The sequence below is a fragment of the Sphingopyxis sp. USTB-05 genome, assembly GCF_023822045.1.
Taxonomy (GTDB): Bacteria; Pseudomonadota; Alphaproteobacteria; order Sphingomonadales; family Sphingomonadaceae; genus Sphingopyxis.
Map to the genome: position 1 here is coordinate 619109 of NZ_CP084712.1, position 25608 is coordinate 644716.

Consider the following 25608-nt stretch of genomic DNA (forward strand, 5'->3'; position numbering starts at 1 on the left):
ATGTCGCTGATGAAGCTAATCTTTCGCCTGATGCTCGATACATCCTACTCCGATCGCGGCCGGCCGCCGGCGCAGCGCCGCAAGACCGACGAACGCGGTTTCACGCTCACCGAGTTGATGGTCGTGATCTTCATCATCGGCCTGCTCGCGACCGTGGTGATGATCAACGTCCTGCCCAGCCAGGACCGCGCGATGGTGACCAAGGCCAAGGCCGATATTTCGACGCTCGAAAATGCGCTGGAACAGTACCGGCTCGACAATCTGACCTATCCCGCTTCGACCGACGGCCTGAACGCGCTTGTCACCGCGCCGCCTGCACTTGCGCAGCCCGAACGCTATCGCCGAGGCGGCTATATCAAGACGCTGCCCGCCGATCCGTGGGGCCGTCCCTATAATTATCAGGCGCCCGGGCCGAACGGAAAGGCGTTCGACGTCTGGTCGCTCGGCGCCGATGGCGCCCCCGGCGGGACCGACGACAATGCGGATATTCGCGCCGAGGGTTGAGGCGCGCGCGCGTCCCCACGTCAACGGCTTTACCCTCGTCGAACTGATGGTCGTGCTCGCGATCATGGCGCTCGCCGCGACCGCGGTCGTGCTTACCATCCCTGGCGAGGAGCGCACCGTACGCAACGAAGCCGACCGGCTCGCCGCGCGGCTCGCCGCCGCGCGCGACGTCGCGGTGATCGAGGGGCGCAGCGTTTCGGTCAATTTCGCGCCGTCGGGCTATGGTTTCGAACGGCGGATTTCGGGCGAATGGCGGCCGCTGCCCGGCCGCGCCTTCGAACAGCGAAACTGGCCGGGTGGTGTCCGCTTCTCGGCCGGAAACGGGCAGGGCGCGGCACGCATCCTGTTCGACCGCGTCGGCATCAGCCCTACGCCGCAGGCGGTCGTATTGACCGGCGGCGATGCGCGCGAAATCATACGCGTCTCGGCGACCGGGGAGGTCAGCCGTGCAAAATGAGCGCGGGTTCACATTGCTCGAAATGCTCGTGGCTTTGAGCGTCATCAGCATCGCCGCGCTCGCGCTGATCCGTCTCGACGCTTATGCGGTTCGCACCGCGGGCGACCTTGACGAAAGTACGATGGCGGGCATCGTTGCACAGAATCGCGCGGTCGAACTGTGGACCGATCCCGCGCCGCCGACGATCGGCAACAGCGCGATCGGCGTCGCAAACGCCGGGCGCAACTGGCGCGTCGAACAGCGCGTTGCGAAAACCGCCGACGACAGCCTTTTGCGCATCGACCTGCTGGTGCGCCCCGAAGGCGGGCGCGGACAGGCGGCGCTGACGATCATCCGGTCGTCGCGATGAGGGACGAACGCGGCTTCACCCTTGTCGAGATGCTCGTTGCGCTGTCGATCTTCGCGGCGATCGCGGCGATGGGCGTCGGTCTGCTTCGCAGCAGCGTCGATACGCAGGATGCGGTGCAGGAACGGCTGAAGGCGATGGGCGGGATAAACCGGCTTCGCGCCGTGATGGCGAACGATCTTGCGCAAGCGGTCCAGCGCTCGACGCGCGGCCCGGCGGGAGAGGCCGTCCCCGCGTTCGTCGGCTCGCCGAACGGCTTTGCCTTTGTCCACGGCGGTGCGGGTGCGGCGGACGGCAGCCCGCGCCCGTCTGTCGAGCGCGTCGGCTATGCCCTTGTCGGCGCCGAATGGCGCCGCGCGACACAGCCGATGCTGGACGGCACCGCGCTTGGCGAGGGCGACCGCCTTGTCGGCGATGTCGCAGGGATCGCGGTGCGCTACCGCGACGACAAGGGCAATTGGGGTGAGAGCTGGAATTCCGAACCCGGCGACCGTCTGCCGCGCGCGGTAGAGGTGCGGCTGTCGCGCGCGGGACGCGAGGCGTTGACGATGCTGTTCCTCACCGCACCGACGCTGCCGCCCCCGCCGATCGCGGGCGTGCCGACGCCATGAGGGCCGGCCGGAAAGATGAGCGCGGCGCCGCGCTGCTGACCGTCCTGCTGCTCGTTGCGGTAATGGCGGTGATCGCCGCGACCGCGCTCGACCGGCTGACGCTCGCGACGCGCATTGCGGGAAGCGCGGCCACGGTCGATCAGGGGCGTGCCTATGCCTTCGCCGCCGAACAGATCGCACTGCGCCGCGTCGCCGACCTCGTCGGGCGCGACCCCGCCAAGCTGACGCTCGCGGGCAATTGGCTTGGGCGCGATTTCACGCTGCCGCTTCCAGGGGGCGAGGGGCGCGCAAAGCTGACCGACGCCAATAATTGTTTCAACCTCAACAGCCTCGTGGCAGAGACCGTGCCCGGGCGGTTCAGCCAGCGGTCGGGGGCGATGCGCCAGTTCGGCGAATTGATGACCCTCCTCGGGATCGATCCGGGGCAGGCGCAGGCGATCGCGGGCGCCGCGGCCGACTGGATCGACAGCGACAGCAACGATGGCCCGCTTGGCGCCGAGGATAATGCCTATCGCTCGACGCAGGGCGCCTATCTGCCTGCCAATCGCAAGATGGCCGATGTCAGCGAACTCCGCGCGGTGCGCGGCGTGACTCCCAAAATCTACGCCCGGCTCAAACCCTGGATTTGCGTGCTGCCGGTGACCGATCCGGTCAGGCTCAACGTCAACACGCTGGCTCCCGAACAGGCGCCGCTCGTCGCGATGTTGATGCCCGGAGAAATCGGGGTTGCGAAAGCGCGGGCGGTGCTGGCGGCACGCCCCGCGGGCGGCTATGGCAGCAGCGTGCGATTCTGGGAGGCCGGTCCGTTCGAAGGGCGCAAGCCGCCCAACGAAGTTGCCGAACAGGCGGGCGTGACCAGCCGGTGGCTCGCGCTGACGACGAATGTGACGATGGGGGACGGTTTCTTGACCGCAGTTTCGCTGATCGATGCCAATGGAGGAGCGCCTTCTGCCGGTATGACGCCGCCAGTGATCGTGCGCCGCGATTGGGGCGAGAGCGACTGAGATGACACGCACGCTGGTTCTTTGGCTGCCCCCGGTGGCGGCGCTTGGCGAAGGCGGTGGTCCCGATGCCGCCTGGCTGCGCGTCGACGATGGCGTTATCGTCGACAGCGGACAGGATGATGGCTGGGTCGGCGCGTGGGAAAAGCCCCGTGACGATAGCCCCGACGACCGCCTTGTCGCACTGGCGCCCGCCGCCGATGTGCCGCTGCGCTGGCTCCACTATCCCGACGCCGCGCCCGCGCAGGCGGCCGCCGCGGCGCGCATCGATGCGCTGAAGAACAGCCTGGGCGATGCGGCAGCGCTCCACGTCGTTGCCGGGCAGCCGGCGGGCGAGGGGCAGGCGGTTCCGGTTGCGGTGACCACCCACGCCGCGATGACGGCGTGGACCGACTGGCTGAAGGCGCGCGGCCTTTCGCCCGCCGCGATCCTTCCGGCCGCCGCCGCGGTCCCGCCGCCCGAACCCGATACGCTGTGGACGGCCGAGGTCGGGAGCGAACGGATCGTCCGCACGGCGGACCGCGCATGGGTGTCCGATCCCGAACTCGATCCGCTGATCGCGGGCGGGAATGCGATCGCGCCGCTCGATGCCGACCGGATGCGCGAAGCCTTGCTCCTGACGCTCGCCGCGCCGCCGCTCGACCTGCTCAGCGGCGGATGGAAGCCCCGGCGGAGCTGGTCAGTCGATCCGGCCATGTTGCGGCTGGCGAAAATTCTGTTGATCGCGCTCGTCGCCGTGAGCCTGCTGATCCCGATCATCTATGCGGTGCGCCTATCCTCCGATACCGGCCGGGCCGACGATGCAGTGGTTGCAATGGCCAAAAAGGCTGGGGTGACCGCACCCGACGCGACTGCGGCCGAAGCCGAGCTCGATCGCCGCCTTTCCGCCGCCGGCGGCGGCCCGCTCGCCTTCTCGGTCCCTGCCTCGGCTCTGTATGACGCGATGGGCGATGCGCCGGGCGTGTCGCTCAAGACACTGTCGCATCGTACCGACGGGACGCTGACGACGACGCTCGCGGCGCCGCGCGTCGAGGATATCAATCAGGTGCTGCTCGCTTTGCAGGCGCGCGGCTACCGCATCACCGCCCAGCCGATGGCGGGCAGCGACGGGCAGCAAATGGCGAATATCACGATCCGGGCCGTGCCATGACCGAGCGATTGCAAAATTGGTGGGCCGCCCTGTCGCTCCGCGAACGCTGGCTCGTCGGCATCGCCGGCGCGCTTGCGCTGGGTGTCCTCCTCTGGGGTCTTGGCCGCCCCGCGCTCGCGGCGTTCGTCGACCTCGAAAGCCGGCACCGCGCCGCGATCGAGCGCGAAGGACGCGTGGCGGCAAAGACGCAACTGCTCGCGCAGCGTCCGGCAAAATCGGTCGCCGCGGCGGTCGACGCGGTCGCGATCGATCAATATCTCGCGCAATCGGCGGGCGAGATCGGGTTGACGCTCGACCGCAACGAAGCGCGCGGTGCAGGGCAGGCGACGATTGCGATTGCGACCGCGCGCGCGACGGTGCTCACCGATTGGCTCGCCTCGCTGGAGGGCCAGGGCTTTGTCGTCGACCAGCTCACGATCACCCCCGCCGCTGACGGCACCGTCGGCCTGACCGCCGAGCTTCGGAAGGGCGGACAATGAGCGCGGGGAGGCGTTGGGGCATCGCGGCGCTGCTGCTCGCGTTGATCCTGCTCATTGCGACTTTTCCGATGCGGCTTGCGCTGGCTTGGTCGGGTGCGACCGACGCGGGCATTACCGCGCGCGACGTGCGCGGGTCGGTCTGGTCGGGCGAGCTTGTCGATGCGCGGCTTGGCGTCCTGCCGCTCGGCACGGTGAGCGCTAGCCTGTCACCGCTCGCGCTGATCGGCGGGAACACCGAACTCGCTTTCTCGCGCACCGATGAACGGCTTGGCGCGCTTGCAGGGCGGCTGCATGGCAGCAGCCCGCAGGGCGTCTCCGACGTCAGCGGCACGACATCGATGTCGGGCGGGCTCGGGATGATCCCCGTCGATACCATCCGGTTCGAGGGCGCCACGATACGTTTCGACGATGCGGGCAAATGCGCCACGGCAAGCGGCCGCATCCAGCTCATGGTCGCTGCTCCCATCGCGGGTCTCGATCTTTCGCGAGGACTGTCGGGTCCGTTGGCGTGCGCGAACGGGCGCGCGCAGGCGGCGCTTGCCAGCCAGTCGGGGATGGAGCGGTTGACCCTGTCCTTCGATGGCAACGGCACGTATCGCGCGCAATTCGCGATTAATGTCGACCGCGATCCGGCGATGGCGGGTGCGCTCACGGCGCTGGGGTTCAAGGCCGGTCCCACCGGTTTCGTGCTGGCGACAACGGGCCGCTTCTGACGTGTCGATCCTCGATGCCTTGCCCTTTGGCACGGGCGTCGCGTTCGCCGCATTGATCGGACTGATCCTCGGCAGCTTTATCGCGACACTGGTGCTGCGCTGGCCCGCGGGGCGCTCGGTGCTCGGTCGCTCGCAATGCGACGGATGCGGTCGGCCGCTTGGCGCTCTCGATCTCGTTCCCTTGCTATCGACCGTTGCGTCGCACGGTCGCTGCCGGACGTGCAACGCCGCGATCGACCCTTTTCATTGGCGTGTCGAACTGGGTGCGGCTTTGATCGGGAGTGTCGCGCTTGCGATCATGCCGGGGACGGCCGGTTGGCTCTGGGCGTTGTTCGGCTGGCTGCTGCTGCCGCTCGCATTGCTCGACGCGCGTCATTTCTGGCTCCCCGATCGTCTCAACCTTCTGCTGGGAATCGTCGGTCTGCTTTTGGCGGGACCGCTGCTCGAAACGTCGCTCATCGATCGCTGGGTTGGTGCGATCGTCTGCGGCCTGACGCTCGCCGCCATCGCCGAATTTTATCGCCGCGTCCGGCTGAAGGATGCAATGGGCGGCGGCGATCCCAAGCTTGTGGCGGCAATCGGGGCGTGGCTCGGCTGGCAGGCATTGCCGCTGATGTTGCTGCTCGCGAGCGTCGGGGGAATCGTCTGGGCGCTCCTATCCCAACGAAAAGGGGACCAGCCGCTTTCCGAGCGACAGGTCCCCTTCGGATTATATGCGTGCGCCGCGGCATGGGCCGCGGTGCCGCTCTGGCTTCTTATTGCCCGATAACGACCGTCACCGCGCGGCGGTTCTTGGCATAGGCTTCTTCGGTCGAACCGAGTTCAGCCGGGCGTTCCTTGCCATAGCTGATGACCTGGATGCGCGACGGATCGACGCCCAGCGAAGCGAGATAGTTTTTCGCGGCATTCGCGCGGCGTTCACCGAGCGCGATGTTGTAGTCGCGGGTGCCGCGTTCGTCGGCATGACCTTCCAGCGTGACGCGCACAGCGGGGTTGCGCTGCAGCCACTGCGACTGCGTCTGCAACGTCGCCTGATCCTGCGCGTCGACATTATACTGGTCATAGTCGAAGAAAACACGGTCGCCCATCGCGCCAACGCTGGCGAGGAAGTCTTCTTGCGACCCGGGGACGACGCCGGTTCCAGTGCCAGCGCCCGTATCGGTGCCGGTGCCTTCAGGGGCGGGGGGAAGCGTGTCAGGGGCCTTTTTCGCGCAGGCGCCAACAGCAAGCATGGTGATCGCCGCAATCATTGCGGTGCTTTTGCGTATCGTCATGTCTGTGTCCTCTTGTTGTTGATAATCATTCGTGCGGCCGATTTGGCCCGTTCAGGACGCGATAGTTGAACCCGATCGCGCCCCTTTGGTTCCGGGTTTCCTCAGGGAAGTACCGGGCCCCAGCTGGGGTCCGACCCGTCTTGCGGGGTCGGCAGACGGCGCATGTTCACGCCGGTCAGGTCGACTTGCCACAGGCTCGATTTGCCTTCGCGGCCCGGCGAGGTGCGGAAGAATTGGATTACGCGGCCGTTCGGCGACCAGGTTGGCGCCTCATCCTGCCAGCTATTGGTCAGCATCCGCACGCCGCCGCCCGAGGGGGTCATTACGCCGATCCGGAACTCGCCGCCGCCCATGCGGGTAAAGGCGATCAGGTCGCCGCGCGGCGACCATTCGGGCGTCGCGGCGCGGCCGCCGCCGAAACTGATCCGCTGCTGGTTCGATCCGTCGATATTCATCGTATAGATTTGCTGACCGCCCGAACGGTCGCTTTCGAACACGATCTTCTTGCCATCGGGCGAGAAGCTGCCGCCGACATCGATGCCCGGCGTATTCGTCAGCCGCACCGGCGTGCCGCCGTTGGCCGAGATGCGATAGATGTCGGTGTTGCCGTTGACCGCCATCGAATAGAGGATTTGCGTCCCGTCGGGCGACCAGCGCGGCGCAAAGGTCGCGTTCGCGCTTTCGGTCACCAGCTTCTGCGAACCCGCGGCGACGTCGTAGATGAAGACGCGAACGCGATTGTTCAAATAGGAGACGTAAACGATCTTCTTGTAATCGGGCGAGAAACGCGGGCTGATAGCGAGCGCCTGACCATTGGTTATGAAGCGATGATTGCCGCCGTCGCTGTCCATGATCGCCAGGCGTTTGATGCGGTTCCCCTTGGGACCGCTCTCGGCGATATAGGCGACACGGCTGTCGAAGAAGGGCGCTTCGCCCGACAGACGCGAGTAGATGGCGTCGGCGCATTTGTGCGCGGCGCGGCGCCAGTCGCCCGGCTGGATTTCGAACCCCTTGCGGACCAGCTCGCTGCCGAGCGCGGTATCGTAAAGGTAACAGCCCACGATCAGGCTGCCGTTCGAACCCGCGTCGACGAAGCCATGGACGACATTCTCGGCATTGCGGCCCTGCCATTCGGCGAAGCGTGGCGCTTGCACCTCCGCGCGGGTGATCGCGCGAACGCCGCTCGGGCCGATCGGCTCGTACAGGCCGCTGCGTTCAAGGTCGGCGGCGATGACTTCCGCAATCTGGCGCCCCAGGCTGTCGGTGCGCAGCCCCGCGACATTCTGGACCGATGCGGTGGCGAGCGAGGGGATGGCGATGACGGTGCGGTCCTGCGACAGCGTGCCTTCGATCGTCTCGCGCGGTTCGGTCGGGGTGACCGCCGGCGGGGTAGGGGCGGCCGTCGGGGTTTGCGCGGCGACCGGTGCCGCGGTGAGCAGCAGGGCGAGCGAAAGGCTGATCGGGCGGAGGAGCATTTCTCTTACCTCTTGATGAAATCGAGCGTGTAATTCTGCCAGAAGCTGTAATTTTCCTCGGGCAGGTCGAAGGGTGCGGCGAGTTCCACCGCGCGTTTGGCGCATTCCTGATGGCGCTGGATCTGGAACTTGTTGCTGTCGTTCTCGCCGCTGGTCGTGACGCTGGTGAAGCCGGCAAGCGCGCCCGACTGGGTCAGACGGAACTTCACGACTGTCTTGAGCTGGTCAACGTCGACGCCCGAAATGCGGCAGCCGTTCCAGCGCGGCGCTACTGCCGACTTGATGCTGACGTCGATCGAGCGCCGGACTTCGGCGGCGGTTGCCGCCGCGGGTGCGCCCTTGCTGGCGGGCGATTTGGGCTGCGATTTCGAGAGCCCCTCGGCAATGCCGTCGAGGCGGCCAGTCGGCCGGGCGGGGCGATTTTTCGCCGGCGGTGCTTTCGGAGCGGCTTTCGGCTGAGCCTTTTGTACCGCGGGCGGCTGTTTCGGCGGTGCTGCTTTGGGTCTCGCGACCTGTTTCGGCGTCGGGGCAGGGGTCGGCCTGACGACCGGTTCGGGCAGCGGCGGTGCGGGCACCGGCTCGGGCGCCGCGATGTCGGTCATATCCTCTTCGCCCAGCCGCGCGGCGGGCGGGGTTTCGCTGATAACCGGTGCGGTCGATTGCACGGCCGTCTCGGCGATCAGGTCGACTTCCATCGGCGGATTGTCGAAGCGCCGGTCGCCTGCGGTCCACTGAACCGAGAGCAGGCCGATGATGAGGACGTGCGCCACCACCGCGATGGCAAAGCCGCGTCCTTCATTCCCCCCAACTGCCCGTGTTTCGGCCATCATCTCAACCTAGGGCTGCGTTTCTGAACCGTCGGTGACCGCGGCGGGAGCGCTTTCGCTTGCGCCTTCCGAGCCCGTCGTCACCAACGAAATGCGCGTCAGGCCCGCACGATTAAGCTCGCCCATCACGCGCATCACGCGGCCATAGTCGAGCCCCTTGTCGGCGCGCAGCATGATCTGTCGCGGCTTGTCCTGCCCTTCATTGGCCCGTGCAATGGCGTCGAGCCGAGCCGGAAGCTCGGCCTCGGGCACGACCTCTTCGCCGATATAGAGCGTGTCGTCGGCATTGATCGAGAGCTGCACCGGCTCCTGATCCTCTGTCTCGACCGGCTTCGCGCGGCTTTCGGGCAGGTCGATGGGGACGGCAGAGGCGAGGAGCGGCGCGGTGATCATGAAGATGATCAGCAGCACGAGCATGACGTCGACGAGCGGCGTGACGTTGATCTCCGCCATCGGCGCCCGGCGGTTGCCGCGGCCGCGCCGGCCGCCGATACCGCCCGAAGGTCCGGTCATTGCCATCAGGCTTCGACCTCCAGTTCGCGGCTGAACGTCGCGTGCAGTCCGTCGGCGAAGCGGCCGAGGCGCGATTCGAGGCGATTCAGGCGCTGCGAAAAGGCATTATAGGCGATGACCGCAGGGATGGCGGCGAACAGACCGATCGCGGTCGCGAACAGCGCTTCGGCGATACCGGGCGCGACGACGGCAAGGCTGCTGTTATTTTCCGCCGCGATCGCGGTGAAGCTGCGCATGATGCCCCACACCGTTCCGAACAGGCCGACGAAGGGTGCGACCGAGCCGATGGTCGCCAGCGTGCCGATCTTTTCGGCCAGCCGGTCGACTTCGCCCGCGACCGCGCTGTTCATCGCGATGCCGAGGCGCTCGCGCGTGCCGTCGCGGTCGACATTCTTGCCTTTGGTCGAACGGCGCCATTCGCTGATCCCGGCGCCCAGCACCTTCGCGCTCGGCAGGTCCTCGCCGCTGTTCTTGTCGTAGAATTTGTCGATGTCCTCGGCGCGCCAGAAATCGCGCTCGAACCGTTCCGACGCGCTCATCAGCTTGTTGACCCCGCGGCCGTGCGTGAAGATCACCATCCAGACATAGATGGACGCAAGCAGCAGCCCGATCATCACGCCCTTCACGATCCAGTCGGCCTGCAGGAACAGCGCGATGGGGGACAAGGTTGCCGCGTCGGCGGCCAGCGAGATATTGTCTAGCAAGGGAAAGTCTCTCCATTCATGATGGCGGTAAATCGATCGGCCCACCCCGCAGGCTGGCGGCGCGGCCGGCCTTCGGGCGACAGGAAGGCGGCGGTGACTTGCCCGTTGGTCAATGTCTCGCCGCTTAACGTGTCAGTCCCGCGAAGGATGCGCTGCGAAATAATCACGCTTGCGCCCCGCACGGCCTCGACCGCGCTGACCACGAGCAGATCGTCGTCGAGCTTTGCCGGGCGGCGATATTTGATCGCAAGGTCGGTGACTGCCCAACTGCCTTCGCCGCCTTCCATCGCCGCACGCTGGTCGATGCCCGCGATCCGCAGCATGTCCGAGCGCGCGCGCTCCATATAGCGAAGGTAATTGGCGTGATAGACGATGCCCGACAGGTCGGTGTCCTCGAAATAGACGCGCGCCCGGAAATGATGTTCGGCCCCGACGAAGGCGCCGGGGATGAAGGGGGGCGGGACGTTTACCATTAGCTTGACCGATAGCCGCGCAACGACTCGTCGCAAACCCCTCTTGAACGGTTCGTCGCAGATCGGGGCCGGTTGATGGAATGAAAATCCCGGAAAACCGCCTATTTTCCCTGATCGAAAAGTCCGTCCTGCGAACCCGAGGGCGGATTCAGCCCCAGATGTTTCCATGTGCTCGCGTTGAGCGTGCGCCCGCGCGCGGTGCGCGCGATGAGACCGGCCTGCAGCAAATAGGGTTCGATCACATCCTCGATCGTGTCGCGCGGTTCGCTAAGACCCGCCGCGAGCGTCTCGACGCCGACGGGCCCGCCGCGATAAATGTCGGCGATCATCGTGAGGTAACGGCGGTCCATTGCGTCGAGCCCGAGCGCATCGACTTCCAACCGGTTGAGCGCCGCGTCTGCAGCCTTGGCATCGACCACCGCATGCCCCGCGACGGTCGCAAAATCGCGCACGCGGCGGAGCAATCGCCCGGCGATCCGTGGCGTGCCGCGCGAGCGCTTGGCGATTTCGAGCGCGCCGTCGGACGCGATCGGCAGCGCGAGCAAGCGCGCGGCGCGCAAGATCACCTGCTCAAGCTCGCCATGCGTATAGAAATTGAGCCGCACCGGGATGCCGAAGCGGTCGCGCAGCGGGGTCGTCAGCAGGCCCTGCCGTGTGGTCGCGCCAACCAGCGTGAATTTGGGCAGGTCGATCCGTACCGACCGGGCCGACGGCCCTTCGCCGATCATGATGTCGAGCGCGCGATCCTCCATCGCAGGGTAGAGGATTTCCTCGACCGCGGGTGACAGCCGGTGAATCTCGTCGATGAACAGCACGTCGCCGTCCTCGAGATTGGTGAGCAGCGCAGCAAGGTCGCCCGCCTTTGCGATCACCGGCCCGCTGGTCGAGCGGAAGCCGACGCCGAGTTCCTTGGCGACGATCTGCGCCAATGTGGTCTTGCCGAGCCCCGGCGGACCATAGAAGAGCACATGGTCGAGCGCGTCCGAACGCGTTTTTGCCGCCTCGATGAAGATGCGCAGATTTTCCCGCGCCGCCGCCTGCCCGACGAATTCGGCGAGGGATTTCGGCCGTAGCGCGGCGTCGACATCCTCGGGGATGCGGATGGGGGTGGTGAGGGCGGGGTCAGTCATAACGCTCTATTGCCTCGCCGAGGATACAAACCCAAGGTTCCTGACGATCCTCATAGACTGAAAATCCAAGCTCGAAGTCATGGCCGGGTTCGAAATTGCCGATCGGCACGGCATAGCTGTCGAGCCCCGGGCGATTGAGGAACCAGAGCGTGGAGCCGCAGTTTTCGCAGAAGTAGAAGTCCGCGATAGCGCCGCTTCCGCCGGGATGCTGGTACAATTTCGCGTCGCCCTCTGTGCGGATATTCTCGGCGGGGAAGCGCGCCTGTGCGGAAAAGGCGCTGCCGCTCCGCGCCTTGCAATTGCGACAGTGGCAGACCGAGACGCGGATCGGTTCGCCGGCGCAGGCGATACGGAGCTGCCCGCAGCGGCAGGAGGCGTTACGAACGCGCTCGGTCACTTGGCCGCCTTTTTGAGCGCCGCGCGGACCAGCGCATCGAGGCCTGCACCGGCGCCCAGTTCCTCGTTGGCGGCCGCGACTGCCGCGCTCGCTTCACCGGGTTTGAAGCCGAGGCCGGTAAGGGCGGCGACGGCGTCGCCGAGCGGCCCGGCGGTTGCCGTGAGCGATGGACCGGATCCTGCAATCCCCCCAAGCGCGCCCGCCTTGTCCCTCAATTCATGCGTGATCCGCTGCGCCAGCTTTGGCCCGACGCCGTTCGCGCGCGCGATCATCGCGCTATCGCCGCTGGCGAGAGCACGCTGCAGGTCGCCGATTTCCAGCGCCGACAGAATCGCGAGCGCAACCTTTGCGCCGACGCCCTGCACGCTGGTGAGCAGGCGGAACCAGTCGCGCTCCTCCGCCTTGGCAAAGCCGAGCAGGCGCAGGAAATCCTCGCCGACGAGCATTTCGGTGTGGATCGTGACATCGCCGCCGACGGGGCCGAGTGCGTCCAAAGTGCGTGCCGACGCCTCGACCAGATAGCCGACGCCGCCGACGTCGATCACTGCATGGCCAGCGGTGCTGCTGTCGAGCCGTCCGGTGAGTTTGGCGATCATCTGGTTCTCAACATCCGTTCGGGCTGAGCTTGTCTAAGCTCTATCCTTCCCCTTTTGTTCTCCCTAGAAGAAGAACGGCCCTTCGACAAGCTCGGGGCGAATGGCGTGGGATTTAAGCCCTGGGTCGATGATTCGCGTGGCAGATCGCGACCGCCAGCGCATCGGCCGCGTCTGCGCCCACGACCTTCGCGCCGGGCAACAATATGCGCAACATTGCCTGCACCTGTTCCTTCGCGGCGCCGCCGGTTCCGACGATCGCCTTTTTGACGAGGCGCGGCGCATATTCGCCCACCGGCAATCCGGCGCGCGCGCAGCCGAGCAGCACGACGCCGCGCGCATGCGCGAGCTTCAGCGTCGACTGCGGATTGTCGTTGACGAAGACTTCCTCGACCGCGGCGCAGCCGGGCGCGTGATCGGCGATCACGGCGGCAAGCACGGTGTCGAGATGCGCGAGCCGATCGGGCAGCGACGCTTTCGCGTCGGTCTTTACTTGCCCGTTGGCGACATGGCTGATCCGGCTACCCTCGACCCGGATGACGCCCCAGCCGGTGCAGCTGAGCGAGGGGTCGAGACCGAGAATGATCATCGTGTCCCGTTCGTATCGAGCGAAGTCGAGACACCCCAAAGGCATCCGCAACCGATGGGCATCTCGACTTCGCTCGATGCGAACGGATTTTGGCTTTTATCCAAGCTTTTCCATCACCGCGTCGGGGATTTCATAGTTGCCCCACACGGTCTGGACATCGTCGTCGTCGTCGAGCGTGTCGATCAGCTTGAACAGAGTCTGTGCAATCGCCTCGTCGGCGACTTCACTCTTCAGCGTCGGACGCCAGGCGAGCTTCACGCCTTCGGCTTCGCCCAGCTTGCCTTCGAGCGCCTTCGCGACTTCGTGCAAGGAATCGACGCTGGTCCAGATGTCGTGGCCGTCCTCGGACGATTCGACATCATCGGCGCCCGCGTCGAGCGCCGCTTCGAACACCGTGTCCGCGTCGCCCGCGCCAGCGCCATAGCTGATCATGCCCAAGCGATCGAAGCCGTGGCTGACGCTGCCGCTGGTGCCAAGGTTGCCGCCATTTTTGGAAAAGGCGGTGCGCACATTGGTAGCGGTGCGATTGCGGTTGTCGGTCAGCGCTTCGACGATCAGCGATACGCCGCCGGGGCCATAGCCTTCGTAGCGGATTTCTTCGTAGTTATCGCCGTCGTTGCCCGCGGCCTTGTCGATCGCGCGCTGGATATTGTCCTTCGGCATCGACTGCGCCTTGGCAGCGTTCACCGCAGCGCGCAGGCGCGCATTCGCGTCGGGATCGGGCAGGCCCATCTTCGCCGCAACGGTGATTTCGCGGCTGAGCTTCGAAAAGAGGCTGCTGCGCTTTTTGTCCTGCGCACCCTTGCGGTGCATGATGTTCTTGAATTTACTATGGCCGGCCACGGCCTACCTCCATCGAAACTGGAAAATGTGCCGCCGCACTAGCGCGGCGCGCGCCAAGAGACAACGGCGTCAGACAACCACGGCCGTGCCGGAGGCGCTGACCATCAGCATCGAACCATTCTGGCCGAGCACTTCATAGTCAAGGTCGACGCCGATCACCGCATTGCCGCCGAGGCGCGCGGCCTCTGCTTCCATTTCGGCGATCGCTTCCTTGCGCGCGCGGGCGAGGACATCCTCATATTTGCCCGAGCGGCCGCCAACGATGTCGGTAATGCTGGCAAACAGGTCGCGGAACAGATTGGCGCCGACAATCACTTCGCCGGTGACGATGCCCAGATATTCGCGGACCGGACGGCCCTCGACATTGTTGGTGGTCGTGCTGAACATCGTCACTCTCCCTTGTGGCTTTTAGTCGATCCCAAGCGCCGACTTATAGACGTCGAGGATCGCTTCCATTTCCTTGCGGTCGTGGACCGGCAGTTTGCGCAGGCGCACGATCTGGCGCATGATTTTCGGGTCGTAACCCTGCGATTTCGACTCGTTATAGGTGTCGCGGATATCGTCGGCGATGCCCTTTTTCTCTTCTTCCAGACGTTCGATGCGCTCGATGAAAAGGCGCAGTTGTTCGTCGGATACGGTGGCTTCGCTCATTTTAGGCTCCGGTAATGTGGATGGTCCAGCGCAAGAATCGCGCTTGGCGCGTCCCTAATGGCCTCAAGGATTTTTGGCCATGCTTTCTTCCATCCGCTGGAGCTGTTCGGGCGTCGCGGCCGTGTGGTGCCGCGCTTTCCACTCGATGGTGGGCATGCCGTGAACGATCGCACGGCCGGCCTCCTTGTCCGTGCCACCCGCCTCGGCGATCCAGTCACCGAGGCAATTGCGGCAAAATCCCGCAAGGCCCATCAGATCGATGTTCGCGGCGTCGCTGCGATGCTGGAGCAGGCGGACGAGGCGGCGAAAGGCTGCGGCGGCGACCGCATCATCGAGATTGTCGAGCGCATCGTTACCGGTCGTCTGATCGTCGCTGCAGGACATGGTTCCTCCGTTCAATGATTGAATAGCTATACGGGTGTTGCCTAGACGGCATCAAGGCTGCATTGCCCTAGCGTCCCCGACCCTAACCCCACCCCAGTCATCGGAGCATTTGTGGTTCAGAGCTTTACCCCCCGCCAGCGCAAGGTCCGTATTCTCGCGACCCTTGGCCCCGCCAGCGCCAATGCGGAGATGATCGCCGAACTGCACCGCGCCGGCGCCGACGCCTTTCGCGTGAATATGAGCCATGGCGACCACGCCGGGCATGCGAAAGTGATCGCCGCGATCCGCGCGCTCGAAAAGGATACCGGCCGCCCGACGACGATCCTCGTCGACCTTCAGGGACCAAAGCTGCGCGTGGGCACGTTCAAGGATGGCCCGGTCGAGTTGGTAAAGGGCAAGCCCTTCATTCTCGACACCGACAAGACGCCGGGTGACGTGAACCGCGTTCACCTGCCGCATCCCGAACTGTTCGCCGCCGCCGAACCCGATACGCGTCTGCTCGTCGACGACGGCAAGCTGGTGCTTCGCGTCAAGAGCGTATCTCCCGATCGGCTGGAGACGGTGGTCGAGGTTGGCGGCAAGATTTCGGATCGCAAAGGCGTCAACGTCCCCGACGTCGTCGTGCCGCTAGCGGCGCTCACCGAAAAGGACCGCAAGGATTTGGCCTTCGCGCTCGAACAGCATGTCGACTGGATCGCGCTGTCATTCGTGCAGCGGCCCGAGGACGTCGCCGAAGCGCGTCGCCTGATTGGCGGCAAGGCGGCCCTGCTGGTGAAATTCGAAAAGCCGTCGGGCGTGCAGCGGATCGAGGAAATCCTGGAGCTGGCCGACGCGGCGATGGTTGCGCGCGGCGACCTTGGTGTCGAGCTGCCGCCCGAGGCGGTGCCGCCGCTCCAGAAAAAGATCGTCGCGACCGCGCGGCGGATGGGAAAGCCCGTTGTCGTCGCGACGCAGATGCTCGAATCGATGATCGTCTCGCCGTCGCCGACGCGCGCGGAAGTTAGCGATGTTGCCACGGCGGTGTACGACGGGGCGGACGCAATCATGCTGTCGGCCGAGACTGCGGCGGGTGCCTGGCCGGTGGAAGCTGTCACCATGATGGATTCGATCGCGCGCTCGGTCGAAAGCGACCCCGATTATTACCGCCGTCTGCATTTTACGGAGACCGCGCCCGATGCGACGACCGCCGACGCGCTCGCCGAGGCCGCGGGGACGATCATCCAGACGATCGCCGCAGATGCGATCATCTGTTTCACCGCGTCGGGTTCGACCGCACGCCGCGTCGCGCGGGAGCGTCCGGGTGCGCCGTTGCTGGTGCTGACGCCGAAGCGCGAGGCGGCGCGGCGCATGGGGCTGCTGTGGGGCGCGCACGCGGTGCCGACCAAGGATATCGGCAGTTTCGAAGAGATGATCGCCAAGGGCAAGCGCATGGCGCTGCGTCACGGCATCTGCAAGGCGGGCGCGAAGCTGGTCATGATGGCGGGCGTGCCCTTTGGGACACCGGGGTCGACCAACGTGCTCCATGTGGCCACGCTGACCGGCGACGAACTGCGCGGATATAGCTGAGCAGAGCGTTCGGGCCGCAATTTGTCCGTCTTCCCAGCGAAGGTCGGGATCTCGCCCGCGCGCCATTTCGATAGGATGAGATTCCGGCCTTCGCCCGGATGACAAACCGAAAGAGTGGCAGCGGAAGCCTCGATGAGCGCATTTTGATTCAGTCCGGCACAAAAGTTACCGGCTGATTCACAAAATTTTCGGGTTGATTCAGATCGGGACGTTTAAAAATGGTAAATGGACTTTGCACCATTGACGCTGCGCGGCATAGTTGGTGCAAGTAGTGCGTCGGACCCGCGTCGGGGGGCTCCGCATCGCAAGTCCGGAGGTCTTTTCCGCGTGTCCGCACCGTTCCGTTTTCCGCGCTTTTTCGTCACCAGCCCGGCGCCTTGCCCCTATCTGGCCGGCAAGACCGAGCGGAAGGTGTTCACCGAACTCAACGGTAATAATGCGAACGAACTGAACGATGCGCTCGGCCGCATCGGATTCCGTCGCAGCCAGTCGGTCGCTTATCGTCCAAGCTGCGCCGATTGTTCGGCGTGCGTGTCGGTGCGCGTGTGCGCGGCTGAATTCACCCCCAGCAGCTCGCAAAAGCGCAACCTGCGCCGCAACGGCGATCTCGTCGCCACCGCATGCAAGCCCTGGGCGACCGAAGAACAATATACGCTGCTCCGCTCCTATCTGGGCTCGCGCCATCCCGACGGCGGCATGGCCGACATGGACGAGCAGGATTTCGCCGACATGGTCGAACAGACCCCGGTCGATAGCTATATGATCGAATATCGCGAGCCGACCAAGGACGGCGGCAAAGGCCGTCTTGTCGGTTGCTGCCTGACCGACCGTCAGGGCGACGGCCTGTCGATGATCTACAGCTTCTTCGACGCCGCGCATCCGATGCGCGAGGGGCTCGGTACCTATATCATCGCCGACCATATCCAGCGCGCGGCCCGCGCCGAATTGCCCTATGTCTATCTGGGCTATTGGATCGAAGGGTCGGCGCGCATGGCGTATAAGGCCCGCTTCCGCCCGCTCGAAAAGCTTGGCCCCGACGGCTGGTCGCGCTTCGACCCGACCCAGTCCGAACGCATCGCGGCGATGTTCGAACTCGCCTGAGGCCGCCAGGTTCGGGTCCGTTGACGTCGGGCCTGCAACAGGCCATTGAATGCCAAGGGAATTTCGGGGTGGGGAACAGAGGAGATAGCTTTGTTCCGATATCATGGCGCCGTAAAATTTCTGGCTTCCGCTCTCGTTGCCAGCTTTGTCCTTGCCGCCGCTCCGACGACCGCGCAGCCGCGACAGGGCACCGGGACGCGTGAGGGCGCGTCGATCAATGGCGTCGATCAGGCGAACGAGATCGACTGTCAGGGGCGCCCCGCGGAAGTGTCGGGTTCGGGCAACCGCATCAACTTCGTTGGCGATTGTCCCAGCCTGACGGTCAATGGCGTCGACAACCAGATCGGGATACTCCTGCCGCCCGGCGCCGACCTGCGCGTTTCGGGCGTGGACAATGTCGTGACCTGGCAGGTGCGCGGGAAGGGCAAGCCGCGCATTTCGGTTCAGGGCGTCGACAATCAGGTGCGGCCTTCGCGTTAGTCAAAGGCGCGCTGACTCGCGTAAATCCGCCTAGTTGCGAACGTCTCGCAACGGCTGATTTCTCGCCTCCACCGGTTGACCTTGGCTCGCTTTCAAGGGCATAGCTTTGCGTCCAGGACATAAGTCCGGGTCGCATCCGTTATGAAATCGCCGGGGGGCTGGCGAGAGGGGGAAGGGTGCCCGTGCGCGAGTTCGTCAGCATCATGGCCAGCGGCGGAGCGGGCGGCTTTTACCGCGCGATCTCGCGCGCATGAGCGAGCCGGTCAAGGTTGCGATCATCGGCTCGGGTCCGGCGGGGCTTAGCGCGGCGTCGCGTGCGGGGCAGCTCGGGCTCAGCCATATATTGCTCGAAAAGACCGACCATCTGTCGGACACGATCTTCAAATATCAAAAGGGCAAGCGCGTGCTTGCGACGCCCGAGCGGCTCGACCTGCGATCCGACTGCCGTTTCGCCGAGGGCGCGCGCGAATATATCCTCGGCAATTGGGACGAGGATGCCGCGAACAACAAGGTCAATATAGCCTATCATGCCGATGTCACCGAAGTGACCGGCGCGAAGGGCGCCTTCGCGATCAAGACCGCGAAGGGTGACGTCTATACGGCAGAGAATATCGTGCTGGCGATCGGGACGCAGGGCAATCCGAACCGAATGCGCTGCGAGGGCGCGGACCTGCCGCACATCATCTATCAGGTCGACGATCCGGAAGATTTCAAGGACAAGCATATCACCGTCGTCGGGTCGGGCGACGCGGGGATCGAAAACGCGCTCGGCGTCGCCGAGGAGGCGCTGGAAAATACCGTCACTATCCTCAATCGCTCAAAGGATTTCGCGCGCGCCAAGGCCAAGAATGTCTCGGACATGATGGAGGCGGGCGAGAATGGCCTGATGAGCATCCGGACCGAGACGCAGCCGAAAAAGGTCGAGCCCGGCTGGCTGATGCTGGAAACCCCGGACGGCGACGTCAAGATCGAGTGCGACGTCATCGTCGCGCGCCTGGGATCGGTCGCACCGCGCGGCTTTGTCGAATCGATGGGGATCGAGTTCACCGGCCCCGACCGCGAGGCCTTTCCAAAGCTGTCGCCGACCTTTGAATCGACGGTGCCCGGCATCTTCGTGATCGGCGCGCTCGCGGGCTATCCGCTGATCAAACACTGCATGAACCAGGGCTATGACGTCGTCGAGTTCATCAACGGCAATAGCGGACTGACCCCGGCGGACGAGAAGGATCTGGCGGCGATCTTCGCCAGCCTGCCGCAAAAGAAGTCGGTGAGCGAATGGCTCGAATATCTGCGCACCCGCGTCAGCATCTTCGCCGACGTGTCGCCGCTCCAGATGCGCGAATTCATGCTCGATTCGAAGGTCGCATTCTATCGCAAGGGCGATGTGGTGTTCGAAAAGGGCGAGCCCGGGTCATCGTTGTTCGCGATCGCCGATGGCTTCGCCGAGGTCGAGGTTGGCCCCGATTTTACCGTGCCGATCGAACAGGGGTCGATCTTTGGCGAGGTTGGGCTGATTTCGGGTCGCAAGCGCGGCGCAACGATCCGTGCCGGCGCCGACGGAATTTTCGTCGAGGTGTCGCGTACCGCCGCGCTGAAGCTGATGGCCTCGGTTCCCGGCGCGAAGCGTGCGATCAACCGCATCTCGCTCGAACGCCAGCTCCTCCAGATCTTCAAGGGCGGGCTGACGGTGGAGGATCTGGGCCCCGTCGTCGACACCGCCGAGGTCGAGCGCGTGCCCGCCGGCAAGGTCGTGCTGACCGAGGGCGAGCAGGGCGACGACGTCTATGTCATCCGTTCGGGATCGATGGTCGTCGAGAAGGATATCGGCGGCAAACCGATCTTTCTCCGCTATCTGCCCGCGGGCAGTTTCTTCGGCGAAATGGGTGTGCTGAGCGGGCAACCGCGCAACGCCACGGTGAAGGCGGCGGTCGGCAGCGAAGTCATCAAGCTGACCGGCGAGAGTTTCCGCAAAATGCTCGCGGCGCGGCCGCAAGTGCGCGCGGCAACCGAAGCCGCTGTTGCCGAGCGCGCGCAGATGAACAGCTTCATCGAATCGCGCAAAGCGACCTATTCGAGTGCGGTCGATCTTTATTCGGATACCGCGAGCTTCATCATGAAGGAGGGGCTGGGCGAGGCGACCGACGCGCTGCTCATCGACGAGAATCTCTGCGTCGGCTGCGACAATTGCGAAAAGGCGTGCGCCGACAGTCATGAAGGCCTGTCGCGGCTCGACCGCGAAGCGGGCAAGACCTTTGCGCATCTGCACGTGCCGACGAGCTGCCGCCACTGCGAGCATCCGCACTGCATGGCCGACTGCCCGCCGAACGTCATCCACCGCGGCCCCGACGGCGAAGTGTTCATGGAGACCGGCTGCATCGGCTGCGGCAATTGCATGCGCAACTGTCCCTATGGCGTGATCCGCATGGAGGCCGCGCCGCCCGAGAAGCCGAGCCTGCTGCGCTGGCTGCTGACCGGCTTCGGTCCCGGCCCGGGCGAACCGTCGCCCAAATGGACGAAGAAGAAACTGGGCGACGAGAAGCCCAAGAAGATCGCGGTCAAATGCGACATGTGCAAAGGCATTTCGGGCGGTCCGGCGTGCGTTCGCGCCTGTCCGACGGGCGCTGCGATCCGCGTCTCGCCCGAGGAATTTCTGTCGATCGCACGGCTCGACGAGGACACCGAATGATGGCCTCGCTCTTTCAGCGCCGCCGTTCCAAGGCAACGCAGGTCGAGCGCGTCCGCGAACGGCGGCACGAGGGATTTCTGCGCTATGCAGGTTTCCGCTGGGCCAAGATTTCGGGCGGGCTCTGCCTGCTCATCATCGTGAGTTATGCGCTGATCGACGTGACGCCGCGGCACAATGGCGGCAGTTGGTATGGCTATACGCTGGGCACGATCGGCGCGCTGCTGATCCTGTGGCTGACCGCGCTCGGCTATCGCAAGCGCAAGATGACGAGCGATCATTGGTCGCTGAAGGCATGGACTTCGGCCCACGTCTATCTGGGGCTGAGCCTGATCGTCGTCGGCACCTGGCACACGGGTTTCCAGCTTGGCTGGAACGTGCATACGCTTGCCTGGGCATTGATGATGCTGGTGATCCTGTCGGGGCTTTATGGCGTGATCGTCTATGCGACGTTGCCGCAAGCGCTGTCGAACAATCGCGAGCAGATGACGCAGATGCAGATGCTCGAGGCCATCCGTGCCTTTGATCGCCAGCTTCACACCGCGGCGCAGCCACTAACGCCCGAGGATACCGCGCCGGTGCTTGCGGCGCTCGACGAGGACCCGTTCGCGGGAGGGATCGTTGCGCGGCTCTCGGGTCGTTATCCGAATTGTGCGACATCGGCGGCGCTGCGGGCGCTCACCCTGTCGCGCAGCAGCGATGCGGGTGCGCGCGAGAAGGTCGTCGGCCTCCTCAAGCAGAAGGAGGCGGCGCTGGCGCGGCTGCGCCAGCATCTCAAGATCCGCGGGCTGCTCGAAATCTGGCTCTATGTGCATGTGCCGCTGACCTTTGCGCTGATCGCGGCGCTGTCGGCACATATCATCAGCGTCTTCTTCTACTGGTGAGGCGGGGACGATGAGCTTCATCCTGCGTCGCATCTCCACGACCAAAACGGGCAAGCAGATCATTCGCGATGCGGCGCTGCCCGGCGATATGATCACGCTCGGCCGCGATGCCGGAAACACGATCCATGTCGCCGACCTGGCGGTGAACCCGCATCATGCGACGATCAGCAGCGCTGATGGCCGCACGGTGCGCGTCGCGGCGCAAGAGGGGCTGGGCTTCGACCTCAACGGCCGAACCGAGACGGTCGCCAATATCGACAGCGGGGCGGGCGGCGAGCTGCGTTTCGGCGGGCACCGGCTGACGATCGCGCGCGAGGACGAGAAGATCATCCTGCTCGTCGAGCGGATCGACGAATTGTCGCAATCGTCGAAGGACGTCGACGAGGCCAAGGCCTTTTCGCTGCAGGGCGTCATGCTGGGCAAGCGCATGGGTGCTTGGGTTTTCGGCGTCTTGATGCTGCTCGCCTTCCTGATCGGGCCGATCTGGGCCTGGTACAGCTACAAGAATGTGAACGAGCGTCCCGACGGTTATCATGCCGACAGCGCCTGGCTGTCAGGGCCGCTGTCGAGCGCGCACGCCAGTTTGAAGAACGACTGCCAGTCGTGCCACGTCGAGCCGTTCGTCGCGGTGACCGACAAGGCGTGCGTCAATTGCCACACCGGCGAGCATAAGGCGATGAGCATGGCGCATGCCAATGCGCCGACCGCCATGTTGCTCGCCGCGCGCCATCCGCCGGGTGCGGGCGAGCGGATACTCAAGGGCTTCGCCGACACCTTCAACAAGCCGCAGGGGCGCTGCGTCGATTGCCATACCGAACATGAAGGCGCCGGCCCGATGCCCGCGACGCCGCAGAAATTCTGCGCCGACTGTCATGACGGCATGTCGGCGCGGCTGAAAACCGCGGGCCATCCGACGGCGCTGGCCGATGCCGCCGATTTCGGTACCAGCCATCCCGAGTTTCGCCCGCTCGTCCGGCCCGGGCCGGGCGGCAAGTTGGTGCGCACGACGCTGGCCAAGGGTATCGTCGATTATAACGGCCTCAAATTCCCGCACGACGTGCATTTGCAGGCCACTGGCGGCGTTGCGCGCATGGCGGCGAGTTTCCGCGGCCGCTATGATTTCGGCAAGAAGCTTGAATGCGAGAACTGCCACCGCGTCGAGGCGGACGGCGTCCGCGTCAAGCCGGTCGAGATGGAGCGGGACTGCGCAATGTGCCACAGCCTTGCGTTCGAGACCGTCGGCGGCGTGACACGCACCCTGCGCCATGGCGAGCCCGATCAGGTCGTGGCCGACCTCACCGCTTATTATCGTTCGGCACCGCCCGCGCGTCCGCTCCAGCTTGGCGGGATGCAGCGGCGCCGCCCCGGCGCCTATGCCGAGGGACAGGTCTACAACATCTATTTCAACGAAGTCGCGGTGCGGCCGAGCCGTGCGCAGGATGCCGTGCGCGCGGTCTTCTCGAAGGGCGGGGCCTGCTACGATTGCCACACCATCTTTGCGCCGCAGGCGGGCAATGGCTGGCGCGTTGCGGCGGTCGACCAGACGCCGCGCTACCTGCAAAAAGGCTGGTTCGACCATGATGCGCACAAGGAGACGGCGTGCGCCGACTGCCACACCGCCGCGCCCGCTTCCAAGGCGTCGACCGACCTGCTCGTGCCGGGCCTGCGGCAATGCCGCGACTGCCATGTCGGTGAGGGCGGCGCGCGTGTCGTGAAGGTCGAGACCGCGACCGAATCGCCCTGCGCGATGTGCCACGAATATCATTCCGACGGCGGCAAACCGTGGATGCCGCCGCGCCAGCGGAAGAAAAACACCGTCGCAATCACAAATAAACGTCTTGATGCTAGCCAGGGTGTGAGCATGATCACAGGAACCGGGGGGCGGGGCCTTTACGAAGTGACATGGCGCACACCTTCCTTGCACGCGGCAAGGCAGGGCGGGTAGGTTTTGGGTCGTCGGAGCCAGACCGGCGGGAGCAGGGGACGGATATGCTGATCGCGCAGATCACAGATATCCATATCGGGTTCGATCCGGACAATCCGGCCGAATATAACCGCAAGCGCCTCGACGAGGTGCTCGACATACTCATCGAGGGGCCGAACCGGCCCGACCTTTTGCTTGCGACGGGCGACATCACCGATCGCGGCGACGAGGACAGCTATCGCCGGCTGGCTACCGCTTTTTCGCGCTGCCCCTTTCCCGTCTGGCCGAGCGTCGGCAATCATGACCTGCGCGACAATTTCCACGCGCGCTTTCCGGGGTTCGACGACGGCAACGGGTTCGTCCAATACACGATCGAGCTGCCCGAGCTCAGGCTGGTGACGGTCGACACGCTGGAAGAGGGACGCCACGGCGGCGCCTTTTGCGCGCAGCGCGCGGCGTGGCTGGAGGCTGAACTGGCGAAGGACCCGGCCAAGCCGACCTATATCGTCATGCATCATCCGCCCGTGGAAAGCGGGATCGAGTGGATGAACACCGATCCCGACGAACCCTGGGTCGCGGTCTTTACCGACGTCGTGCGCCGCCACCCGCAGGTGCGCGGGCTGATCTGCGGCCACCTGCACCGCAGCGTCACCGTCGCATGGGAAGGCCGCACCGTCGCGATCTGTTCGTCGACGGCGCCGCAGGTGTCGCTCGACCTCAGGCCCATTGACGAGAACAGGCCCGACGACCGACCGATGATCGTCGCGGAAGATCCCGCCTATGCGCTCCACCGCTGGAACGGACGCGAACTGGTCAGCTTTTACGACCATGCCGGCGCACACACGATGCTCGCCAAATATGACGAGCGGCTCCAGCCGCTGGTGCGCGAGTTGAAGGCCGAGCGACCGCGTTAATAACCGAGCGTCAAATCGACGCGCGGCTCGACGGCCTCGCCCTTCTTCCAGCGATCCAGATTTTCGAGGAAGCGCTGCGCCGAGCGGATGAACATCTTGTCCTGCGCGCGGCCAGACAGGTGCATCGTGATATGCGCATTGTCGAGGCTCCATAGCGGATCGTCCGACGGCAGCGGCTCGGGCGTCGTGACGTCGAGGAAGGCCGAGGCGATTTGCTGTTCGTTCAGTGCGGTGACGAGTGCGGCCTGATCGACGACGCTGCCGCGTGCGATATTGATGAGCGTCGCGGTCGGCTTCATCGCGGCGAGTTCGGCCGCGCCGATCATGCCGTCGGTTTCGGGGGTCGCGGGGACCGCGAGGATCACCCAGTCGAATTCGCCGAGCTGCGCGCGCCACTGATCCGGGGTCAGCGTATTCGCACCCGGCGAACGGCGCACGACGGTGACGTCGACCGCGAATGCTTTCAGTCGTTCCTCGATCAGCTTGCCGATCGCGCCATAGCCGAGGAGGAGCGCCTTCGACCCGAACAGCTCGACCTTCCCGGGCGAATCCATCAGCCATTCGCGGCGTTCCTGCGCGCGCACGACATCGCGGTAGCCCTTTGCGACAGTCAGCATGCCCATTACGACATATTCGGCGATCGTGATCGCGTTGATCCCGGCGCCGTTGGTCAGCACGGTGCCGCGCTCGCGCAGCAGGTCGAGCGGCATGCCGTCGACCCCGGCATAGATTGAATTGAGCCATTTGAGCCCGGTCGCGGCGGTGATTACGGCCGCCATGTCTTTCTTGTCGTACATGTCGAACCATCCGATCTCGGCCTGAGGCGCGAGTTCGAGCGCCTCTTCCTTCGATGCGAAGAAGCGCGGCTCGATCCAGTCGGGCAGGCGGTTTTCGACGAGCGGACGGATCAGGCCCGAAAGGACGGTAACGGTCTTGGTCATG

31 protein-coding genes are annotated in these 25608 nt (G+C 65.2%); 16 read left to right on the forward strand and 15 right to left on the reverse strand.

The window, feature by feature from the left end:
* From gspG to KEC45_RS02700, 9 genes are read left to right on the forward strand one after another with little or no spacing between them, the layout of a single operon-like run.
* Positions 1-504 (forward strand): type II secretion system major pseudopilin GspG, encoded by a 504-nt coding sequence (gene gspG, locus KEC45_RS02660; RefSeq protein WP_083435946.1) that lies wholly within the window; start codon positions 1-3, stop codon positions 502-504.
* Entirely contained in the window at positions 479-961 is a 483-nt protein-coding gene (locus tag KEC45_RS02665; protein WP_062186792.1) for a GspH/FimT family pseudopilin, read from the forward strand. Before gspG ends, KEC45_RS02665 begins: the two co-directional genes overlap by 26 nt.
* Positions 951-1310: a type II secretion system minor pseudopilin GspI gene (gene gspI / locus KEC45_RS02670; protein ID WP_368389960.1), complete on the forward strand. Its 360-nt coding sequence runs from the start codon at positions 951-953 to the stop codon at positions 1308-1310. The genes KEC45_RS02665 and gspI overlap by 11 nt, the downstream gene beginning before the upstream one ends.
* Positions 1307-1918, forward strand: a complete 612-nt coding sequence (gspJ, locus tag KEC45_RS02675) for a type II secretion system minor pseudopilin GspJ (protein ID WP_062184571.1) — start codon at positions 1307-1309, stop codon at positions 1916-1918. Before gspI ends, gspJ begins: the two co-directional genes overlap by 4 nt.
* Positions 1915-2922 carry a type II secretion system minor pseudopilin GspK gene (gene gspK, locus KEC45_RS02680; protein ID WP_062184567.1) on the forward strand — a complete coding sequence of 336 codons (1008 nt, stop codon included), beginning with the start codon at positions 1915-1917 and terminating at the stop codon, positions 2920-2922. Before gspJ ends, gspK begins: the two co-directional genes overlap by 4 nt.
* Position 2923: 1 nt before the next feature.
* Positions 2924-4069: a type II secretion system protein GspL gene (gspL, locus tag KEC45_RS02685; protein ID WP_062184564.1), complete on the forward strand. Its 1146-nt coding sequence runs from the start codon at positions 2924-2926 to the stop codon at positions 4067-4069.
* Complete coding sequence (gene gspM, locus KEC45_RS02690) at positions 4066-4548, forward strand: type II secretion system protein GspM (RefSeq protein ID WP_062184561.1); 483 nt, start codon at positions 4066-4068, stop codon at positions 4546-4548. The genes gspL and gspM overlap by 4 nt, the downstream gene beginning before the upstream one ends.
* Positions 4545-5261 carry a type II secretion system protein N gene (locus KEC45_RS02695; protein WP_062184556.1) on the forward strand — a complete coding sequence of 239 codons (717 nt, stop codon included), beginning with the start codon at positions 4545-4547 and terminating at the stop codon, positions 5259-5261. Before gspM ends, KEC45_RS02695 begins: the two co-directional genes overlap by 4 nt.
* Position 5262: 1 nt before the next feature.
* A complete protein-coding gene (locus KEC45_RS02700; protein WP_238586740.1) occupies positions 5263-6030 on the forward strand; it encodes an A24 family peptidase in 768 nt (255 codons plus the stop codon).
* Here the strand turns inward: KEC45_RS02700 and pal are convergent.
* The 14 genes from pal to KEC45_RS02770 all read right to left on the reverse strand — a co-directional run bounded on the left by pal (position 6017) and on the right by KEC45_RS02770 (position 15114).
* Positions 6017-6535 (reverse strand): peptidoglycan-associated lipoprotein Pal, encoded by a 519-nt coding sequence (pal, locus tag KEC45_RS02705; protein WP_193749201.1) that lies wholly within the window; start codon positions 6533-6535, stop codon positions 6017-6019. The genes KEC45_RS02700 and pal overlap by 14 nt on opposite strands.
* A gap of 101 nt (positions 6536-6636) precedes the next feature.
* Positions 6637-8010 carry a Tol-Pal system beta propeller repeat protein TolB gene (gene tolB, locus KEC45_RS02710; protein WP_062184553.1) on the reverse strand — a complete coding sequence of 458 codons (1374 nt, stop codon included), beginning with the start codon at positions 8008-8010 and terminating at the stop codon, positions 6637-6639.
* Between the two features lie 5 nt (positions 8011-8015).
* The gene (locus KEC45_RS02715; RefSeq protein WP_062184550.1) at positions 8016-8837 is read right to left on the reverse strand and encodes a hypothetical protein; all 822 of its coding nucleotides are present in this window, start codon (positions 8835-8837) and stop codon (positions 8016-8018) included.
* Between the two features lie 9 nt (positions 8838-8846).
* Positions 8847-9356 carry a protein TolR gene (gene tolR, locus KEC45_RS02720; protein ID WP_062184548.1) on the reverse strand — a complete coding sequence of 170 codons (510 nt, stop codon included), beginning with the start codon at positions 9354-9356 and terminating at the stop codon, positions 8847-8849.
* Positions 9356-10054 carry a protein TolQ gene (gene tolQ / locus KEC45_RS02725; protein ID WP_062184545.1) on the reverse strand — a complete coding sequence of 233 codons (699 nt, stop codon included), beginning with the start codon at positions 10052-10054 and terminating at the stop codon, positions 9356-9358. The genes tolR and tolQ overlap by 1 nt, the downstream gene beginning before the upstream one ends.
* Positions 10048-10527 (reverse strand): YbgC/FadM family acyl-CoA thioesterase, encoded by a 480-nt coding sequence (locus KEC45_RS02730; RefSeq protein WP_252171467.1) that lies wholly within the window; start codon positions 10525-10527, stop codon positions 10048-10050. The genes tolQ and KEC45_RS02730 overlap by 7 nt, the downstream gene beginning before the upstream one ends.
* 101 nt (positions 10528-10628) lie before the next feature.
* On the reverse strand, positions 10629-11657 hold the full coding sequence (ruvB, locus tag KEC45_RS02735) for a Holliday junction branch migration DNA helicase RuvB (protein WP_252171468.1): 1029 nt from the start codon (positions 11655-11657) through the stop codon (positions 10629-10631).
* A complete protein-coding gene (locus tag KEC45_RS02740; protein ID WP_062184537.1) occupies positions 11650-12054 on the reverse strand; it encodes a GFA family protein in 405 nt (134 codons plus the stop codon). The genes ruvB and KEC45_RS02740 overlap by 8 nt, the downstream gene beginning before the upstream one ends.
* Positions 12051-12650, reverse strand: a complete 600-nt coding sequence (ruvA, locus tag KEC45_RS02745; protein WP_062184534.1) for a Holliday junction branch migration protein RuvA — start codon at positions 12648-12650, stop codon at positions 12051-12053. The genes KEC45_RS02740 and ruvA overlap by 4 nt, the downstream gene beginning before the upstream one ends.
* Positions 12651-12762: 112 nt before the next feature.
* Positions 12763-13236, reverse strand: coding sequence for a crossover junction endodeoxyribonuclease RuvC (gene ruvC, locus KEC45_RS02750; RefSeq protein ID WP_062184531.1), 474 nt, complete (start codon positions 13234-13236; stop codon positions 12763-12765).
* A gap of 96 nt (positions 13237-13332) precedes the next feature.
* On the reverse strand, positions 13333-14079 hold the full coding sequence (locus KEC45_RS02755) for a YebC/PmpR family DNA-binding transcriptional regulator (RefSeq protein ID WP_062184528.1): 747 nt from the start codon (positions 14077-14079) through the stop codon (positions 13333-13335).
* Positions 14080-14148: 69 nt separating this feature from the next.
* The gene (locus KEC45_RS02760) at positions 14149-14466 is read right to left on the reverse strand and encodes a heavy metal-binding domain-containing protein (RefSeq protein ID WP_062184526.1); all 318 of its coding nucleotides are present in this window, start codon (positions 14464-14466) and stop codon (positions 14149-14151) included.
* A gap of 21 nt (positions 14467-14487) precedes the next feature.
* Positions 14488-14730, reverse strand: coding sequence for a DUF2312 domain-containing protein (locus KEC45_RS02765; protein WP_037514655.1), 243 nt, complete (start codon positions 14728-14730; stop codon positions 14488-14490).
* A 63-nt stretch (positions 14731-14793) separates the two neighbouring features.
* A complete protein-coding gene (locus KEC45_RS02770; RefSeq protein ID WP_062184522.1) occupies positions 14794-15114 on the reverse strand; it encodes a DUF1244 domain-containing protein in 321 nt (106 codons plus the stop codon).
* Positions 15115-15225: 111 nt separating this feature from the next.
* Here KEC45_RS02770 and pyk point away from each other — a divergent pair, with 111 nt between their 5' ends.
* From pyk to KEC45_RS02805, 7 genes are all read left to right on the forward strand, one after another.
* Entirely contained in the window at positions 15226-16680 is a 1455-nt protein-coding gene (gene pyk / locus KEC45_RS02775) for a pyruvate kinase (protein WP_062184519.1), read from the forward strand.
* A 327-nt stretch (positions 16681-17007) separates the two neighbouring features.
* The gene (locus KEC45_RS02780) at positions 17008-17781 is read left to right on the forward strand and encodes an arginyltransferase (protein ID WP_062184516.1); all 774 of its coding nucleotides are present in this window, start codon (positions 17008-17010) and stop codon (positions 17779-17781) included.
* 90 nt (positions 17782-17871) lie between these two features.
* Entirely contained in the window at positions 17872-18261 is a 390-nt protein-coding gene (locus KEC45_RS02785; RefSeq protein WP_062184513.1) for a DUF3060 domain-containing protein, read from the forward strand.
* A gap of 250 nt (positions 18262-18511) precedes the next feature.
* Positions 18512-20947, forward strand: coding sequence for an NAD(P)-binding domain-containing protein (locus KEC45_RS02790; RefSeq protein ID WP_252171469.1), 2436 nt, complete (start codon positions 18512-18514; stop codon positions 20945-20947).
* Positions 20947-21828 (forward strand): hypothetical protein, encoded by an 882-nt coding sequence (locus tag KEC45_RS02795; RefSeq protein WP_062184507.1) that lies wholly within the window; start codon positions 20947-20949, stop codon positions 21826-21828. The genes KEC45_RS02790 and KEC45_RS02795 overlap by 1 nt, the downstream gene beginning before the upstream one ends.
* Before the next feature lie 10 nt (positions 21829-21838).
* Positions 21839-23773 carry a cytochrome c3 family protein gene (locus tag KEC45_RS02800; protein WP_062184505.1) on the forward strand — a complete coding sequence of 645 codons (1935 nt, stop codon included), beginning with the start codon at positions 21839-21841 and terminating at the stop codon, positions 23771-23773.
* Positions 23774-23817: 44 nt separating this feature from the next.
* Positions 23818-24666, forward strand: coding sequence for a phosphodiesterase (locus KEC45_RS02805; protein WP_062184501.1), 849 nt, complete (start codon positions 23818-23820; stop codon positions 24664-24666).
* On the opposite strand, the gene KEC45_RS02810 is transcribed toward KEC45_RS02805, so the two are convergent.
* Complete coding sequence (locus tag KEC45_RS02810; protein ID WP_062184498.1) at positions 24663-25607, reverse strand: D-2-hydroxyacid dehydrogenase; 945 nt, start codon at positions 25605-25607, stop codon at positions 24663-24665. The two genes, KEC45_RS02805 and KEC45_RS02810, sit on opposite strands and share 4 nt — an antisense overlap.
* Position 25608: the final 1 nt, after the last annotated feature.